This window comes from Pseudomonas sp. PS01297 (genome assembly GCF_029959305.1).
Classification (GTDB): Bacteria; Pseudomonadota; Gammaproteobacteria; order Pseudomonadales; family Pseudomonadaceae; genus Aquipseudomonas; species Aquipseudomonas helleri.
In genome coordinates this window covers 1-15,439 of sequence record NZ_JASCPQ010000112.1, presented here as the reverse complement: position 1 = coordinate 15,439, position 15,439 = coordinate 1, and the positions used below count along the sequence as shown (strand labels likewise).

The 15,439-nt window shown below is 59.6% G+C and carries 17 protein-coding genes; 9 read left to right on the top strand and 8 right to left on the bottom strand.

Going from position 1 to position 15,439, the window contains the following annotated elements; all coding sequences use genetic code 11:
- Positions 1-132: 132 nt before the first annotated feature.
- The 6 genes from rluB to QMX84_RS23215 all read right to left on the bottom strand — a co-directional run bounded on the left by rluB (position 133) and on the right by QMX84_RS23215 (position 5,070).
- Positions 133-1,329, bottom strand: coding sequence for a 23S rRNA pseudouridine(2605) synthase RluB (gene rluB / locus QMX84_RS23240; protein WP_048371470.1), 1,197 nt, complete (start codon positions 1,327-1,329; stop codon positions 133-135).
- Positions 1,330-1,473: 144 nt separating this feature from the next.
- Complete coding sequence (locus QMX84_RS23235; RefSeq protein ID WP_282364880.1) at positions 1,474-1,656, bottom strand: DUF1289 domain-containing protein; 183 nt, start codon at positions 1,654-1,656, stop codon at positions 1,474-1,476.
- Positions 1,657-1,752: 96 nt separating this feature from the next.
- Positions 1,753-2,724 carry an SMC-Scp complex subunit ScpB gene (gene scpB, locus QMX84_RS23230; RefSeq protein ID WP_282364879.1) on the bottom strand — a complete coding sequence of 324 codons (972 nt, stop codon included), beginning with the start codon at positions 2,722-2,724 and terminating at the stop codon, positions 1,753-1,755.
- Positions 2,725-2,736: 12 nt separating this feature from the next.
- Positions 2,737-3,435: a ScpA family protein gene (locus tag QMX84_RS23225; protein WP_164488149.1), complete on the bottom strand. Its 699-nt coding sequence runs from the start codon at positions 3,433-3,435 to the stop codon at positions 2,737-2,739.
- 128 nt (positions 3,436-3,563) lie between these two features.
- Positions 3,564-4,193, bottom strand: a complete 630-nt coding sequence (locus tag QMX84_RS23220; RefSeq protein WP_262124288.1) for an L-threonylcarbamoyladenylate synthase — start codon at positions 4,191-4,193, stop codon at positions 3,564-3,566.
- Positions 4,194-4,206: 13 nt separating this feature from the next.
- Positions 4,207-5,070, bottom strand: coding sequence for a PHP domain-containing protein (locus QMX84_RS23215; RefSeq protein WP_282364878.1), 864 nt, complete (start codon positions 5,068-5,070; stop codon positions 4,207-4,209).
- Positions 5,071-5,154: 84 nt separating this feature from the next.
- On the opposite strand from QMX84_RS23215, the gene QMX84_RS23210 reads away from it, so the two are divergent.
- The 5 genes from QMX84_RS23210 (at position 5,155) to QMX84_RS23190 (ending at position 8,890) form a co-directional block, all read left to right on the top strand.
- The gene (locus QMX84_RS23210; RefSeq protein WP_123752013.1) at positions 5,155-5,757 is read left to right on the top strand and encodes a septation protein A; all 603 of its coding nucleotides are present in this window, start codon (positions 5,155-5,157) and stop codon (positions 5,755-5,757) included.
- Between the two features lies 1 nt (position 5,758).
- Complete coding sequence (locus QMX84_RS23205) at positions 5,759-6,058, top strand: YciI family protein (protein WP_048371486.1); 300 nt, start codon at positions 5,759-5,761, stop codon at positions 6,056-6,058.
- Between the two features lie 63 nt (positions 6,059-6,121).
- Positions 6,122-6,799, top strand: a complete 678-nt coding sequence (locus tag QMX84_RS23200; RefSeq protein WP_048371487.1) for a response regulator transcription factor — start codon at positions 6,122-6,124, stop codon at positions 6,797-6,799.
- 251 nt (positions 6,800-7,050) lie between these two features.
- Positions 7,051-7,479, top strand: a complete 429-nt coding sequence (locus QMX84_RS23195; protein WP_282364877.1) for an LTXXQ domain protein — start codon at positions 7,051-7,053, stop codon at positions 7,477-7,479.
- A 79-nt stretch (positions 7,480-7,558) separates the two neighbouring features.
- Positions 7,559-8,890, top strand: coding sequence for a HAMP domain-containing sensor histidine kinase (locus tag QMX84_RS23190; protein WP_273217517.1), 1,332 nt, complete (start codon positions 7,559-7,561; stop codon positions 8,888-8,890).
- Positions 8,891-8,957: 67 nt separating this feature from the next.
- Here the strand turns inward: QMX84_RS23190 and QMX84_RS23185 are convergent, their stop codons facing one another.
- Positions 8,958-9,518, bottom strand: a complete 561-nt coding sequence (locus tag QMX84_RS23185) for an NAD(P)H nitroreductase (protein ID WP_153390750.1) — start codon at positions 9,516-9,518, stop codon at positions 8,958-8,960.
- A gap of 118 nt (positions 9,519-9,636) precedes the next feature.
- Between QMX84_RS23185 and QMX84_RS23180 the strand changes: the two genes are divergently transcribed.
- From QMX84_RS23180 to QMX84_RS23170, 3 genes are all read left to right on the top strand, one after another.
- On the top strand, positions 9,637-11,091 hold the full coding sequence (locus tag QMX84_RS23180) for a TrkH family potassium uptake protein (RefSeq protein ID WP_048371495.1): 1,455 nt from the start codon (positions 9,637-9,639) through the stop codon (positions 11,089-11,091).
- A gap of 18 nt (positions 11,092-11,109) precedes the next feature.
- On the top strand, positions 11,110-11,865 hold the full coding sequence (locus tag QMX84_RS23175; protein WP_048386104.1) for an AraC family transcriptional regulator: 756 nt from the start codon (positions 11,110-11,112) through the stop codon (positions 11,863-11,865).
- A 77-nt stretch (positions 11,866-11,942) separates the two neighbouring features.
- Entirely contained in the window at positions 11,943-12,836 is an 894-nt protein-coding gene (locus QMX84_RS23170) for a DMT family transporter (RefSeq protein WP_278938209.1), read from the top strand.
- Here QMX84_RS23170 and QMX84_RS23165 read toward each other — a convergent pair.
- Complete coding sequence (locus QMX84_RS23165) at positions 12,830-13,117, bottom strand: SelT/SelW/SelH family protein (RefSeq protein ID WP_048386108.1); 288 nt, start codon at positions 13,115-13,117, stop codon at positions 12,830-12,832. The two genes, QMX84_RS23170 and QMX84_RS23165, sit on opposite strands and share 7 nt — an antisense overlap.
- A gap of 70 nt (positions 13,118-13,187) precedes the next feature.
- Here QMX84_RS23165 and QMX84_RS23160 point away from each other — a divergent pair, with 70 nt between their 5' ends.
- Complete coding sequence (locus QMX84_RS23160; protein WP_262124292.1) at positions 13,188-15,371, top strand: patatin-like phospholipase family protein; 2,184 nt, start codon at positions 13,188-13,190, stop codon at positions 15,369-15,371.
- The last annotated feature ends 68 nt before the right edge of the window (positions 15,372-15,439 follow it).

Genomic DNA, 15,439 nt, shown 5'->3' with positions numbered 1-15,439 from the left:
CGCTCCCCCCCCTTTTTTTACCAACAAAAAACCCCCGCGCGCAACCCCCGCTCCTACAGGGCCAGGTGATTTGCAGGCATAAAAAAACGCCAACCCTTTGGGGGTTGGCGTTTTTTTCACAGCGCCGCAGGTTTACTCAGGCTTGCGACGACCAAAGCCTGGACGCTGACCGGAACCGGACGGCGCGCCACGACGCTTACCGGACGGCGCATCATCAACCAGCTTCGGGCCCGAGCGCGTCGGCTTGGCCGGGCGCTTGCTGATTTCGCTTGGACGCTCGGCGATGGGTGCACCGCGACCTGCTGGTACACGGTCAGTGCGGCCAGACGGCTTGCGGGCCGGACGGGCAGACTCATCACGGGCCGGACGACCTGGACGCTCACCTTCGATGTGCGGTTGACGCGCTGGACGCGGCGCAGCCGGTTCACCATTGGCCGGGCGCAAGGTGCGTGCAACACGGTCAGCACGCGGTACCGGGCGCGACGACTTGCGCTGCATACGCTCAAGCTTGTCTTTGCTCTTGGCGTTCATTTCAGGCAAAGCAACCGGCGTGAGGCCGACTTCAGCACTGAGAATGTCGATTTCGTACTGGCTCATTTCGCGCCAGCGACCCATCGGCAGGTCAGAGTTGAGGAACACCGGACCGAAACGCACACGCTTCAGACGGCTGACCACCAGACCCTGGGATTCCCACAAACGACGTACTTCACGGTTACGGCCTTCCATCACCACGCAGTGGTACCAATGGTTGAAGCCTTCACCGCCTGGCGCTTGCTTGATGTCGGTGAAACGCGCAGGGCCGTCTTCCAGCACCACGCCCGCCTTGAGGCGTTCGATCATCTCGTCATCGACTTCGCCACGCACACGTACCGCGTATTCACGGTCCATTTCGTAGGAAGGGTGCATCAGGCGGTTAGCCAGTTCACCGTCGGTGGTGAACATCAGCAAGCCGGTGGTGTTGATGTCGAGACGACCGATGTTGATCCAGCGGCCTTCTTTTGGACGCGGCAGCTTGTCAAACACGGTCGGACGGCCTTCCGGGTCGTCACGGGTGCAGATTTCGCCGTCGGGTTTGTTGTACATGATCACGCGGCGCACCGATTCGGCGGCCTCTTCACGCTTGATCACCTTGCCATCGATGGAGATGGCGTCATGCAGATCTACGCGCAACCCAAGGGTTGCATCCTTGCCATTGACCTTGATGCGGCCTTGGCTGATCCAGCTTTCTACGTCGCGGCGCGAGCCGACGCCGATACGGGCGAGTACTTTTTGCAGTTTTTCGCCTGCCGGGCCAATTTCCTGGCTGTCTTTAGGGTCTAGATCACTCATCTGGGCACCTCCCGGTGTGTCAACTCAGGCATGGCCTGAGGTGTTAAAAATTAAGCCCTGCTGCTCGAACGAGCGCGTGGGGGTCGCGAATCATACGCGGATGTTGGCCATTGCGCATCAATGTCGGGTGATGAAGGCGCCGACTTACTTCTTTTTCCGCCGACCGGTGGCCTTCAGGGTCTGCAAACGCAGGGAGGCTTCGGCCAGCACGGCGCGTTTTTCATCCTTGTCGAGTTTCTTCCAGCTTTTGATTTCACGCTTGCTGCGCCCACAGCCGATGCAGATGTCATCGGTGAATTTGCAGAGGCTGATGCAGGGGTCTTTCATGGTGGAAACTCCCAAAATCCCTGTAGGAGCGAGCTTGTCTCGCGATCTTTTGATCTTTAAAAGCTCGCGAGGCAAGCTCGCTTGTACAAGAGGGCGTCAGTCTTCGAGATCGCGGCGTTCCTGTTCGATAGCGTCGGCCAGAGCTCGGGCTTCGAGTTCTTCCTCACTCAGGGTGGCCCGCGCTTCCAGGGCCGCGACGGCAGCACGCAAGCGATCACGCGCCAGCTCTGCCGCACTGAGCCGTGGCTCGGCCTCAGGTTGCGGTTCTGGCTCAGGCTGCGGTTCTGGCTCAGGCTGCGGTTCTGGCTCTTGCTCTTCACTTGCCGGTTGCAGCTCCTCGCTGACTACTGCCTCCTCCCTCAACAAGTCATCAAAGTCAGTTTTAAGACCTTCTTCCATCGAGTCCAGTTCCACCAGCAAGGTGCGGAAGCTGGTTTCGTCCTTGGGCTCTTCCGGCTCCAGGCTTTCGTCTGCCAGGGCTTGCAGGTGCTCGGGCACAGGGGCGTCGTCGAAGTCGAGGATCGGGTCGGGCTCCAGCTCGCGCAGTTCGGCCAACGGTGGCAAATCGTCGAGGTTTTGCAGGTTGAAGTGGTCCAGAAACGCCTTGGTGGTCGCAAACATCGCCGGTTTACCCGGCACGTCGCGGTAGCCCACTACACGGATCCATTCGCGCTCCAGCAGGGTTTTGACGATGTGGCTGTTGACCGCCACGCCGCGCACGTCTTCGATCTCGCCACGGGTGATGGGCTGGCGATAGGCAATCAATGCCATGGTTTCGAGCATCGCCCGTGAATAACGCTGCGGGCGCTCTTCCCACAGCCGCCCGACCCACGGCGAAAACTTCTCGCGGATTTGCAGGCGATAGCCCGAGGCGACTTCCTTGAGTTCAAAGGCGCGGCCATCGCACGACTTGCGCAGCACATCGAGAGCCTTTTTGAACACGGGCGGTTCAGGCCGTTCGCTCTCGTCAAACAGCTCAAACAGTCGCTCCAGGCTTTGCGGCTTTCCAGAGGCCAACAAGAAGGCCTCCAGCAGCGGTGCCAGTTCGCGGGGTTCAGTCAAATTCATGGTTTTAGCTCTTTATTCGGCTCGCGCCCGCACGTGGATGGCCGTGAAGGGCTCATTTTGCACCAACTCGACCAGCGACTCTTTGACCAGCTCAAGAATGGCCATAAAGGTCACGACCACGCCCAAACGCCCTTCTTCTACGGTGAACAGCTCAACAAACGGCACAAAACCGCCGCCTTTGAGACGCTCAAGTACTTCACTCATGCGCTCTCGCGTGGACAGGGCCTCACGGCTGACCTGATGGCTTTCGAACATGTCGGTGCGGCGCAGCACTTCGGCCATGGACATCAGCAATTCTTCAAGCGCGACGTCGGGCACCAGCTTGCGCGCACGCGCTTCGGGAGCATCGAGTTTGGGCACGATGATGTCGCGCCCTACCCGGCTCAAGCCATCAATGCCTTCCGCTGCCGCCTTGAATCGCTCGTATTGCTGCAAGCGGCGGATCAGCTCAGCACGCGGATCGCCTTCTTCCTCTTCGACCTCGGCCGAGCGCGGCAGGAGCATGCGTGACTTGATTTCGGCCAGCATCGCGGCCATCACCAAATACTCGGCGGCCAGCTCAAGGCGCACGGTTTTCATCAGCTCGACATAGCCCATGTACTGGCGTGTGATTTCCGCCACGGGAATGTCCAGGATGTCGATGTTCTGTTTGCGGATCAGGTACAGCAGCAAGTCGAGCGGGCCTTCAAACGCGTCAAGAAACACCTCCAGCGCGTCCGGGGGGATGTACAGGTCCATCGGCATTTGAATAACGGCCTGGCCATAGACCATGGCAAAAGGCAGCTCTTGCTGGGCACCGGCTTGATCATCAACCGCTTCTACTACGTCCAGGTCTGACATCAGGCCTCGACCATAAACGGCGTCGGATCACCACAACCTACCCGTACGATTTCGGGCTCGTCATTAACCAGATTAATCACGGTCGAGGCCTTATTGCCGCCAAAACCGCCATCAATAATCAGATCGACGTGTTTTTCCAGCACATCGCGAATGAGGTACGGGTCTTCCATCGGCTCGGTTTCACCCGGCAGGATCAGCGTGACACTCATCAGTGGCTCGCCCAGTTCTTCGAGCAATGCCAGGGCAATGGGATGCTGCGGCACGCGCATGCCAATGGTGCGACGCTTGGGGTGCAGCAACAAACGCGGAACGTCACGGGTGGCGTTGAGGATGAAGGTGTACGGTCCCGGCGTGTGCGTCTTGAGCAAACGGAACACCTCGGTATCAACCTTGGCAAACAAGCCCAGTTGCGACAACCCCGAACACATCAAGGTGAAGTTGTGTTTGTCATCCAGGTTACGCAGGCGCTTGATCCGCTCGATCGCAGACTTGTCGCCCATCTGGCATCCCACTGCGTAGGACGAGTCGGTGGGGTAGATCACCACGCCACCCTTGCGGATGATCTCGACTGCCTGTTTGATCAGGCGCGACTGTGGGTTTTCCGGATGAATCTGGAAAAATTGACTCACGTTATGTTCCTGTTCAGTCGGTGGCAGCAGGCTGGTCATATTTGAATCGACACCACAATGGCGGCAGATCTTCCGGGATTGGGCGATATTCGCCGATCTCGGACCAACCTCCAGGGCCATGAAAATCACTGCCGGCACTGACCAGCAGACCAAATTCACGCGCCAGAATCGCCAGGCTGCCCACCTGATCGGCAGGTTGGTAGCCATTGACGACCTCAATCGCGTGACCTCCCGCTTGAATATAGTCGCCAATCAGCCGACGTCGCTTGCTGCGCGTGAAATCGTAGTGCGACGGGTGCGCCAGGCTCACCCAGGCACCGGCTGCACGCAAGGTGCCGACGGTCTCTTCAAGGGTCGGCCAATGCTGCTTGACGTCGCCCAGCTTGCCAGCGCCCAGCCATTTGCGGAACGCTTCGGCACGGTCTTTAACGTACCCGGCCTCGACCAGATAGTCGGCAAAGTGCGGCCGGGCCGGGGCATTGCCGCTGTCGCCCAAGCCTTGTTGAATGGCCCGCGCGCCTTCCAGCGCGCCGGGCATGCCTTTAAGGGCGAGCTTGCGGCTGATTTCTTCTGCGCGCAGCCAACGGCCTTCATGCAGTTTGGAGATGGCCTCAAGCAAGGCCGGTGCCTGGGTATCAAACCCGTAACCCAGCACATGAATGGTCGCGCCACCCCAGGTACACGACAATTCAATGCCGTTTATCAGCGTCATGCTCAAAGCCAGCGCCGCTGCGCGGGCTTCTTCGAGGCCTTCAAGTGTATCGTGATCGGTCAGGGCCAGGACTCGCACACCTTTCTCGAACGCACGCGCAACCAGTGCCGCCGGCGCCAAAGCGCCATCAGATGCCGTGCTATGACAATGCAAGTCTATTTCCACGGGGATTTAATAACCTCTAGCTGACGCTTTCGCTGTCATTGATGTTTGTTATTATGCCGCCACATCCTGCTTCTGGCTGCCACTGTGAAACAATTCATCGACTTCATCCCGCTGTTACTGTTTTTCGTTGTCTACAAAATCGAACCACGCGTCGTCGATTTCGCCGGGCATAGCCTGACGGTCGGGGGCATCTTCAGCGCGACAGCGATGTTGATCCTCAGCTCGGTGGTGGTTTACGGCATTCTGTTCATCAAGCAGCGCAAGCTCGAAAAGAGCCAGTGGCTGACCCTGATCGCCTGCCTGGTATTTGGCAGCCTGACCTTGGCCTTCCACAGCGAAACCTTCCTTAAATGGAAGGCGCCGGTGGTGAACTGGCTGTTTGCCGTGGCGTTTGCCGGTAGCCATTTCATTGGCGACAAGCCGCTGATCAAACGCATCATGGGCCACGCGCTGACCCTGCCGGACGCTGTCTGGACGCGCCTGAACGTGGCCTGGATCGGCTTCTTCCTGTTCTGCGGTGCGGCCAACCTGTTTGTGGCCTTCACTTATCAGAGCATTTGGGTCGACTTCAAAGTCTTCGGCAGCCTGGGCATGACCGTGTTGTTCCTGGTTGCTCAGGGTATTTATCTGTCGCGCCACCTGCATGACACCGATTCTGCACCGACCAACACCAAATCCGAGGACTGACATGCTCTACGCAATCATTTCCACCGACGTTGCCGACTCCCTTGAAAAACGCCTGGCCGCACGCCCGGCGCACCTTGAGCGCCTGCAAGCACTGCAAAAGGAAGGCCGTGTCGTTCTGGCTGGCCCGCACCCGGCCATCGACAGCAATGACCCCGGCCCGGCCGGTTTCACTGGCAGCCTGGTGGTCGCTGAGTTCGACTCCCTGGTAGCTGCCCAGGCATGGGCTGACGCGGACCCTTACGTGGCTGCTGGCGTGTACGCCAATGTCATCGTCAAGCCGTTCAAGAAAGTCCTGCCCTAATCGCGGTATTTTTTGCCGGTCGCCGACGCGCAAAGCGTCGGCACTGGCTAAATCGAGTAAGACATGAGCGACCTGTTACTGATAGATGATGACCAGGAGCTGTGTGAGCTTCTGAGCAGTTGGTTAAGCCAGGAAGGCTTCCAGGTACGCGCTTGCCACGACGGTCTGAGCGCCCGCAAGGCGTTGCTCGAGGCCAGCCCCGATGCGGTGGTGCTGGACGTGATGCTGCCCGACGGCAGTGGTCTGGAGCTGCTCAAGCAACTGCGCAACGACCACCCTGACCTGCCCGTGCTGATGCTGTCGGCCCGTGGCGAACCGCTGGACCGTATTCTCGGCCTCGAACTGGGCGCCGATGACTACCTGGCCAAACCCTGTGACCCTCGCGAACTGACCGCCCGCTTGCGCGCTGTCTTGCGCCGCAGCCACCCGGCCGCCGTGTCCACCCAACTGGAGCTGGGCGATTTGTGTTTCAGCCCGGCGCGGGGCGTGGTCACCATCGACGAACATGACATTCCCCTGACCGTATCTGAAAGCCGCCTGCTTGAGGCGTTGCTGCGCCAGCCCGGCGAGCCGCTGGACAAACAGGAACTGGCGCAAATTGCCCTGGGCCGCAAGCTGACTTTGTACGACCGCAGCCTCGACATGCACGTGAGCAACCTGCGCAAAAAGATCGGCCCCCACCCCGATGGCCGCCCACGCATCATGGCCCTGCGCAGCCGCGGCTATTTTTATAGCGCATAAGAACCTGTAGCCGCTGCCGAGGCTCGAGGCTGCGATGTGGGCCGCAGGACCACCGCCAAGGGCCGCTTCGCCCCCCATCGCAGCCTCGTACCTCGTCAGCGGCTACAGGGTTTTCGCAGGATTTGGCGTTATGTAAACCTCGCACCAAAACGTCTTTACCTAAGCTTTACGCTCGACTGACAGCCATTGACCTTGATCTCCCTAAACTGGGCGCATCCGGATTCACCGGAACCGTACTAAGGAGACACACCATGCGTAAGACTCTAATTGCTCTGATGTTTGCTGCAGCCCTGCCAACCGTCGCAATGGCCATGCCTGGTGGTGACGGCCCAATGGGTCCACGTCACGGCGGTGAGCACGGTCGCGGCGATGCCCCTTACAGCCAACTGGACCTGAGCCGCGAACAGCGCCAGCAGATCGGCAAGTTGATGGGCGAGCAAATGCACGAACGTAAACAACTGGTTGAGAAGTACCTGGAAAAACTCCCGGCGGCTGATCAAAAGGCGCTGAAAGACGAAATCGCTGCCAAGCATCAGAAAACCCAGAGCGATATTCGTGCGCTGCTCAAGCCTGATCAGCAAAAAACCTTTGATGAATTGCAAAAAAAACGCGCTGAACGCCAAGCAGAATGGAAACAGTTCAAGGAGTGGAAAGCTCAGCAGGCTCCAAAAGCGCAATAATCTAGTCTGTTACCAAGCCCAACGGCCCCCCGGTCGTTGGGCTTTGGTCGTTTCAACCCTTTACCTGTGAGGATTTACTGTGCGTTCACTGTTTTGGCGGATTCTGGCCAGTTTTTGGCTGGCGATAGCCTTGGTCGCAGGGCTCTCGATTCTGTTGGGGCATATGCTCAATCAGGACGCCTGGATCCTCAGTCGCCACCCCGGCCTGCATAATCTGGCGCAACAGTGGACCGAACGTTTTGAAACCCAAGGCCCTGACGCTGCCCAGGATTTCCTCGAACGGCGCAAGCGTCGTTATCACATTGACGTCCAGGTGCTTAACGAAAGCGGCGACCCGGTGGTGGAAGGGACCTTTCCACGCCGCGCTGCGGTTTGGGAAGCCCGTCAGGGGCGCGGCAAGGAGCAACTGCCGTGGCGCCGCCTGACCGTCGAATACACCAGCCCCAAGACCGCCGAAACCTACTTGCTGATTTACCGCATCCCGCACCCGGAGCTGGACGCCTGGCATCGCCAAAGCCTGATCTGGCCGCTGAGCGCGCTGGGGATTGCGCTGGTGGTGCTGACCTTGTTCAGCTTGCTGGTCACGCTGTCGATCACCCGCCCACTGAGCCGCCTGCGCGGGGCCGTGCACGATTTGGGGCAAACCACCTATCAGCAAAACAGCCTGGCGCAACTCGCATCACGGCGTGATGAGTTTGGCGTGCTGGCCACTGACTTCAACCGTATGGGCGCCCGCCTGCAAAGTTTGATCGGCAGCCAGCGCCAACTGCTGCGCGATGTGTCCCACGAATTGCGCTCACCGCTGGCACGTTTGCGCATCGCATTGGCGTTGGCCGAACGGGCCGGGCCAGAAGAACGCGAAAAGCTCTGGCCACGCCTGACCCGCGAGTGCGACCGCCTGGAATCATTGATCAGCGAAATTCTCGCGCTGGCCAGGGTTGATGCCGATCAGGCGAGCGCCGAGCCCATTGAGCTGAACCCCTTGCTCGCCACTGTCCAGAAAGATGCCTCACTGGCCGCCCCCGAGCAACGAGTGCAACTCAATGCCGAGCCTGACCTGAGCATCAGCGGTTGGCCGACCATGATCGAACGCGCCGTAGACAACCTGCTGCGCAACGCTCAGCGCTTCAACCCGCCAGAACAACCGATTGAATTGACCGCGCAACGCTCGGGCGACCATATCGCCATCAGCGTGCGCGATCACGGCCCGGGGGTGGCTAAAGAGTATTTGGCGCATCTGGGCGAGCCGTTCTTCCGGGCACCGGGCCAAACGGCGGCAGGCCATGGGCTAGGCCTGGCGATTGCCCGCCGTGCGGCAGAACGCCATGGCGGCAGGTTGCTGCTGGACAATCACCCGCAGGGCGGGTTTGTTGCCACGCTGGAGTTGCCGTTGGAGCCTAATGCCACTTAGCGAGCTTGATTCGCGATCTTTTAAAGGTCAAAAGATCGCGAGGCAAGCTCGCTCATGCAGTAAACGCTTAGGCTGACCAGGCTTTGACGAATTCGGCGCTGTTCACTTTTGGTGCATCACGCAGTTCGTTCTGCGGGGTGCCCAAATACAGGAACGCAACCACTTCTTCGCCGTCTTCCAGCCCCAGGCCCTTGGCCACGTGTGCGTTGTAGGACAGCTCGCCAGTACGCCACACCGCGCCAATGCCTTGGGCAAACGCGGCCAGTTCAATGGCGTGGGCAGCGCAACCGGCGGTAATCAACTGCTCGGACTTAGGCACTTTGAAGTGCTCCTGCAAACGTGCCACGACCACCACCACCAACGGTGCCCGCAATGGCATGGCCCGCGCCTTGTCCAGTGCCGCCTGGGTCACTTCGCCGCCCTGCCCTTGCACCGCTTGGGCCAGAATTTCACCCAGTTGATTGCGCGCTTCACCTTCAACCGTCAAAAAACGGTAAGGCCGCAGTTGGCCGTGATCCGGAGCGCGCAAGGCGGCCGCGAACAAGACTTCACGTTGCTCGGCTGTCGGCGCAGGGTCCAGCAAGCGCGGGGCAGATACACGGTTAAGCAAAGCGTCGAGAGCCTCCATTGGCCACCTCCTGAAGAAAATGTGCGGCTATTCTAACGGTATCCATCGAAAGTCTGGCGGTTTACATCGCTCAGACCACAGGTAGAATGGCGCCCCCCTTCAATCCCGAGCTGATTTCATGGCACTGCCGACTTTACGCATTATCGGTTTTGTAATCGGCATCTTCCTGATTACGCTCGCGGTCAGCATGTCTGTGCCGATGCTGACGCTGGTCATTTTTGACCGCATGAGTGATCTGCCGTCCTTTCTGTGGGCCAGCCTGATCACCTTCGTCGCCGGTCTGGCACTGGTGCTGCCCGGCCGCCCGGAGCAGGTGCACTTGCGCCCGCGGGACATGTATCTGCTCACGGTCTCGAGTTGGCTGGTGGTGTGCATTTTTGCTGCGCTGCCGTTTTTGCTGACGCAGCACATCAGTTACACCGACTCATTTTTCGAAAGCATGTCCGGGATTACCGCCACCGGCTCCACGGTGCTGAGCGGGCTGGACACCATGACGCCGGGTATTTTGATGTGGCGATCGATGCTGCACTGGCTCGGCGGCATCGGCTTTATCGGGATGGCGGTGGCCATTCTGCCGTTGCTGCGCATCGGTGGTATGCGCCTGTTCCAGACCGAATCGTCTGACCGCTCAGAAAAAGTCATGCCTCGCTCACACATGGTGGCGCGCCTTATTGTCGCGACTTATGTGGGCATCACTATTCTCGGCAGCCTGGCGTTCTGGTGGGCGGGCATGAGTGTGTTCGACGCGATCAACCATGCCATGTCGGCGATATCCACCGGCGGCTTCTCGACCTCGGACCAGTCTTTGGCCAAGTGGACGCAACCGGCGGTGCACTGGGTAGCCATTGTGGTGATGATTCTCGGCAGCCTGCCCTTTACCTTGTATGTGGCGACATTGCGCGGCCATCGTCGAGCATTGTTCAAGGATCAACAGGTTCAAGGCTTGCTCGGGCTGCTGGTGGTGACCTGGTTCGTCATGGGCACGTGGATGTGGTGGACCACCGACATGTCGTGGTGGGATGCCTTTCGTCATGTGGCGCTGAACGTTACGTCGGTGGTGACCACCACCGGCTTTGCCTTGGGCGACTACAGCTTGTGGGGCAACTTCTCGCTGATGCTGTTTTTTTACCTGGGTTTTATCGGGGGTTGCTCGGGCTCGACAGCGGGCGGAATCAAGATTTTCCGCTTTCAGGTTGCCTACATACTGCTCAAGGCCAACCTAAACCAGCTGATTCACCCCCGTGCGGTGATCAAGCAAAAGTACAACGGCCACCGCCTCGACGAAGAAATCGTGCGCTCGATTTTGACCTTTTCGTTCTTCTTCGCCACCACCATCTGCGTCATTGCGTTGGCGTTGTCGATGCTGGGTCTGGACTGGATGACCGCCCTCACCGGCGCCGCCAGTACGGTGTCTGGCGTGGGGCCGGGGCTGGGTGAAATCATCGGCCCGTCGGGTAATTTCTCCAGCTTGCCGGATGCCGCCAAATGGATTCTGTCGTTTGGCATGTTGCTTGGGCGTCTGGAGATCATTACCGTGTTTGTATTGTGTGTTCCGGCATTCTGGCGACATTGATTCAATCAGAGGTTCAGCATGGGCCAAATCCTGTCACTGCGTCATTACCGCCAGGACGTGATCGCGCACAGCCATGAGCATGCGCAACTGGTGATCAGTTTGTCCGGCCTGCTCGACTTTGAAGTCGACGGCCGGGCCAGCCTGTTGCGCCAGCAGCACCTGATGGTGATCCCGGCCGGCGCCCATCATATTTGCGGCAGCGAACAAGGCAGCCAGTGCCTGGTGCTCGATGTACCGGGCCAGGACTGGCTCGGCGAGTCGCTGGGCAGTCATGCCGACGCCAGCCGACGCTTGCTCGACAACGCCGGGCACTTGAGCCTCGACGCCAATCAACACCAACTGGTGAGCTGGCTGGCCGCCAGCCCGGTGAACGACCCCTTGATCGCCCGGCAAGGCGCGATCCTCTTGCTGGCGAGCCTGAACAACGCTGTCGAGCCGGTAACTGCAAACCGTCTGCCTTTCGCCGCACTGGATGCCTACATTGAGCAAAACCTCGCTTACCCGCTTCAGGTCATGGATCTGGCGCGAGTCGCAGGTTTGTCCTGCGCGCGTTTGCACAGCCGCTTCGTCAGTGAATGCGGGCTGACGCCCATGGACTACATTCGCCAGCACCGCCTGAACACGGCATTGCAGCTTTTGCGCCACAGCGCCCTGCCCATGGGCGAAGTGGCCAGCCGGGTCGGTTACGCCTCGCAAAGCGCCTTCAGCGCGGCCATGCTGCGAGAATTTGGCGCGTCACCTTCGAGGCTGCGCCGCGAGTCTGGCGACAACTGACGCGAGTCTGGCGACAGACACCGCTCAAGCCCACAGCCTAGACTGCCTGCCTTGCCTATATCGATTTAAGGACTGCAATGACTCCGCGTACCGCCTTGGGCGCCCTGCATATTGGCGCACTGATGTTCGGCCTGACCGGCGTGTTCGGCAAACTCGCCGCCGCGTCAGCTTCCATTATTGTGTTTGGCCGGGCCGGTTTCGCGGTGCTGGCCCTGGCCTTCTTTGCTGCGCTGGCCAAAAGCACCCGCTGGAAAAAACTGGCACTGCGCGATGCGCGTAACCTGCTGATCAGCGGCCTGCTGCTGGCAGGGCATTGGGTGAGTTTTTTTGTTTCGGTCAAAATTGCCGGGGTAGCGATTGCGACCCTCGGCTTTGCCAGCTTCCCGGCATTTACCGTGATCCTCGAAGGGCTGATCTTCCGCGAGCGCATCCGCCTCAATGAGGTGATTCTGGTGTTGCTGGTCAGCATCGGCCTGATTCTGGTGACCCCCAGCTTCGATCTGGCCAGCCAGGCCACCGAAGGGTTGATCTGGGCCATTGCCTCGGGCCTGCTGTTTTCGCTGCTGTCACTGAATAACCGGGCCAACAGCGGGCGCGTACCCGCGGTGCAGGCAGCCATGTGGCAAAACGCGGTGGTCGCCTTGTGCCTGCTGCCTTTTGCGGCACCGGGCCTGAGCGAAGTCCGGCCGCTGGACTGGCTGTGGATCGCTCTGCTCGGTGTGTTCTGCACAGGCGTGGCCCACAGCCTGTTTGTCGCCAGCCTGGCAGTAATCAAAGCGCGCACGGCGGCCGTGGTCTTTGCCCTCGAGCCGGTGTACGGCATCACCCTGGCGTGGCTGATATTCCACGAAACCCCGACGCTGCGCATGCTGGTTGGCGGGGTGTTGATCATCGTCGCGATTGTGGTGTCGAGCCGCCTCAGCAGCGGCCCGACGACTAAACAAGCCGTGCTCGATTCAGCCGCTCACTGAACCCGGTCGTTGTGCCCTAAATCACGCTGCGGGTCGATCTGATCGCGGACCCGCTGCTTGAGCACCTTGGCTTCGGGGAAGCCGCCATCGGCCTTGCGCTCCCAGATCTGCACGCCGTCACAGGTAATGCGGAACACACCGCCGGTGCCCGGTTCCAACGCCACTTGGCGTAAATCGTCAGCGAACGTACTGAGCAGCTCTTGCGCCAGCCAGGCCGCCCGGAGCAACCACTGACATTGCGTGCAATAAGTGATGACAATTTGCGGCTTGCTGGCAGACATGTTTCTAAAACTCCTGGGGTTAAAGGCGCCGCTATAATAGCCGCCTTTGTCGCTTGCCCAGAGATTCATGATGCGCCGTCTGCTGATTTTCCTGCTTGTGTGTTTAAGCCCGTTGGCCCTATTGGCTGCTGAAAAGCCCCAGCCCAAAATCGGCTTGGTGTTGTCTGGGGGCGCCGCCCGTGGCCTGGCCCACGTCGGCGTACTCAAAGCGCTGGAGGAGCAAGGCATTCATATTGATGCCATCGCGGGCACCAGCATGGGCGCGGTGATCGGCGGGCTGTATGCCTCGGGCTACAAAATTGATGAGCTGGAAAAGCTCGCCCTGAGCATCGACTGGCAAGAAGCACTCTCAGACAGCCCCGCCCGCGAGGATGTCCCGTTCCGGCGCAAGCAGGATGACCGGGATTTCCTGGTCAGACAAAAACTCAGCTTCCGTGACGATGGCAGCCTGGGCCTGCCATTGGGCGTGATTCAGGGGCAAAACCTGGCATTGCTGCTGGAAAGCCTGCTGGCGCACAGCAGTGATGTGCGCGACTTCGACAAATTGCCCATCCCGTTCCGCGCCGTGGCCACCGACATCGTCAGTGGCGAGAAAGTGGTGTTCCGCAAAGGCCACCTGCCCCAGGTGATTCGCGCCAGCATGTCGATCCCGGCGGTGTTTGCTCCGGTGGAAATCAACGGCCAGTTGCTGGTCGATGGCGGCATGGTCGACAACATCCCGGTGGACGTGGCCCGCGAGATGGGCGTCGACCTGGTGATTGTGGTCGATATCGGTACGCCGCTGCGGGGGCGCAAGGAGCTCAACACGGTCTTCGACATTCTTAACCAGTCCATCACCCTGATGACCCGCAGTAACTCTGAGGTTCAACTGGCCACGCTAAAACCGGACGACGTACTGATCAAACCGTCGCTCGCGAGCATTGGCGCGACCGACTTTGGCCGCTCAGAAGAAATCATCAATGCTGGCTATCGCGCGACGCAGATTCTCGAAAACCGTCTGGCCAGCCTGCGCCAACCCGCCGACGCGCAACTGAGCATCGCCCGCTCGGCCGAAGAGCGGACCCCGGTGATTACCGCGATCAAAATCGAAAACGACTCGAAAATCGACGACTCAGTGATCCGCTATTACATCCGCCAACCGGTCGGTGAGCCGCTGGATCTCGCGCGTTTGCAACGGGACATGGGCACACTGTACGGCCTGGATTACTTTGATCAGGTGCAATACCGCGTGGTGCACAAAGGTCAGGAGCGCACCTTGGTGATCAGCGCCCGGGCCAAGCGCAGCGGCACCGATTACCTGCGCCTGGGCATCAATCTCTCGGATGACATGCACGGCGACAGCGCCTTCAACCTCGGCGCCAGCTACCGGGTCAATGGCATCAACCGCCTGGGCGCCGAGTGGCTGACGCGGGTGCAAATCGGCGATAAGCAAGAGTTGTACAGCGAGTTCTATCAACCGCTGGATGCGGGCTCGCGTTTCTTTGTGGCGCCGTATATCAACGCTCAATCGCAAAACGTCGAGGCCATTCTGGATAACGACCCGATTGCCGAATACCGCCTTGAGCGCTATGGATTTGGCTTGAACCTGGGCCGACAGATCGGCAACAGCGGCGAGATCCGTGTGGGCGTCGGCGAGGCATGGGGCAAGGCCGATGTACGAATCGGCGAGCGTGATTTGCCGAGCACCAGCTTCACCGAAGGCTTTTATGACGTGAAGTACTCGTTCGACTCGCTGGATAACGTTTACTTCCCGCACACGGGCGAAGACATCAGCTTGAAGTTTCGCCAGTTTGACCCGGCGCTGGGCTCGGACGAGCGTTATCGCCAATGGGAATTCAACCTCGACAAGGCCCTGAGTTCGGGGCCGAACACCTGGATTTTGGGTGGGCGTTACGGGCGCACGCTGGACCATGCCAATGTCGTGACCTCAAGCTTTTTGCTCGGCGGTGCGCGGCAGTTGTCCGGGTTCCGTGAAGATGCGATTTCGGGGCAGAACATCAGTTTGATGCGGGCTGTTTACTATCGCCGCCTGACCCCGCGCTCGTACCTGCCGCTTGATTTCCCGCTGTATGCCGGTGCGTCACTGGAACGCGGCCGCGCCTGGAACAACGACAACGAGTTCGACAGTGGCTACATCAATGCCGCGAGCATTTTTATTGGTTTTGATACACCGTTGGGCCCGCTGAACTTCAGTTACGGGATTAACGATGACAATCAGAAAGCGTTGTATTTGAACCTGGGGCAGACGTTCTAAGCTGTGCCCTTGTAGGAGCGAGCTTGCCTCGCGATCTTTTAAACGATCAAAAGATCGCGAGGCAAGCT

What these genes read in the sequence shown, in the direction of transcription:
- QMX84_RS23205 (WP_048371486.1), top strand. Translation starts at nt 5,759, where the DNA reads ATGCTCTACGCAATCATTTCCACCGACGTTGCCGACTCCCTTGAAAAA.
- QMX84_RS23235 (WP_282364880.1), bottom strand. Translation starts at nt 1,656, where the DNA reads ATGAAAGACCCCTGCATCAGCCTCTGCAAATTCACCGATGACATCTGC.
- QMX84_RS23180 (WP_048371495.1), top strand. Translation starts at nt 9,637, where the DNA reads ATGGCACTGCCGACTTTACGCATTATCGGTTTTGTAATCGGCATCTTC.
- QMX84_RS23160 (WP_262124292.1), top strand. Translation starts at nt 13,188, where the DNA reads ATGCGCCGTCTGCTGATTTTCCTGCTTGTGTGTTTAAGCCCGTTGGCC.
- QMX84_RS23175 (WP_048386104.1), top strand. Translation starts at nt 11,110, where the DNA reads ATGGGCCAAATCCTGTCACTGCGTCATTACCGCCAGGACGTGATCGCG.
- QMX84_RS23170 (WP_278938209.1), top strand. Translation starts at nt 11,943, where the DNA reads ATGACTCCGCGTACCGCCTTGGGCGCCCTGCATATTGGCGCACTGATG.
- QMX84_RS23195 (WP_282364877.1), top strand. Translation starts at nt 7,051, where the DNA reads ATGCGTAAGACTCTAATTGCTCTGATGTTTGCTGCAGCCCTGCCAACC.
- QMX84_RS23200 (WP_048371487.1), top strand. Translation starts at nt 6,122, where the DNA reads ATGAGCGACCTGTTACTGATAGATGATGACCAGGAGCTGTGTGAGCTT.
- rluB (WP_048371470.1), bottom strand. Translation starts at nt 1,329, where the DNA reads ATGAGTGATCTAGACCCTAAAGACAGCCAGGAAATTGGCCCGGCAGGC.
- scpB (WP_282364879.1), bottom strand. Translation starts at nt 2,724, where the DNA reads ATGAATTTGACTGAACCCCGCGAACTGGCACCGCTGCTGGAGGCCTTC.
- QMX84_RS23185 (WP_153390750.1), bottom strand. Translation starts at nt 9,518, where the DNA reads ATGGAGGCTCTCGACGCTTTGCTTAACCGTGTATCTGCCCCGCGCTTG.
- QMX84_RS23165 (WP_048386108.1), bottom strand. Translation starts at nt 13,117, where the DNA reads ATGTCTGCCAGCAAGCCGCAAATTGTCATCACTTATTGCACGCAATGT.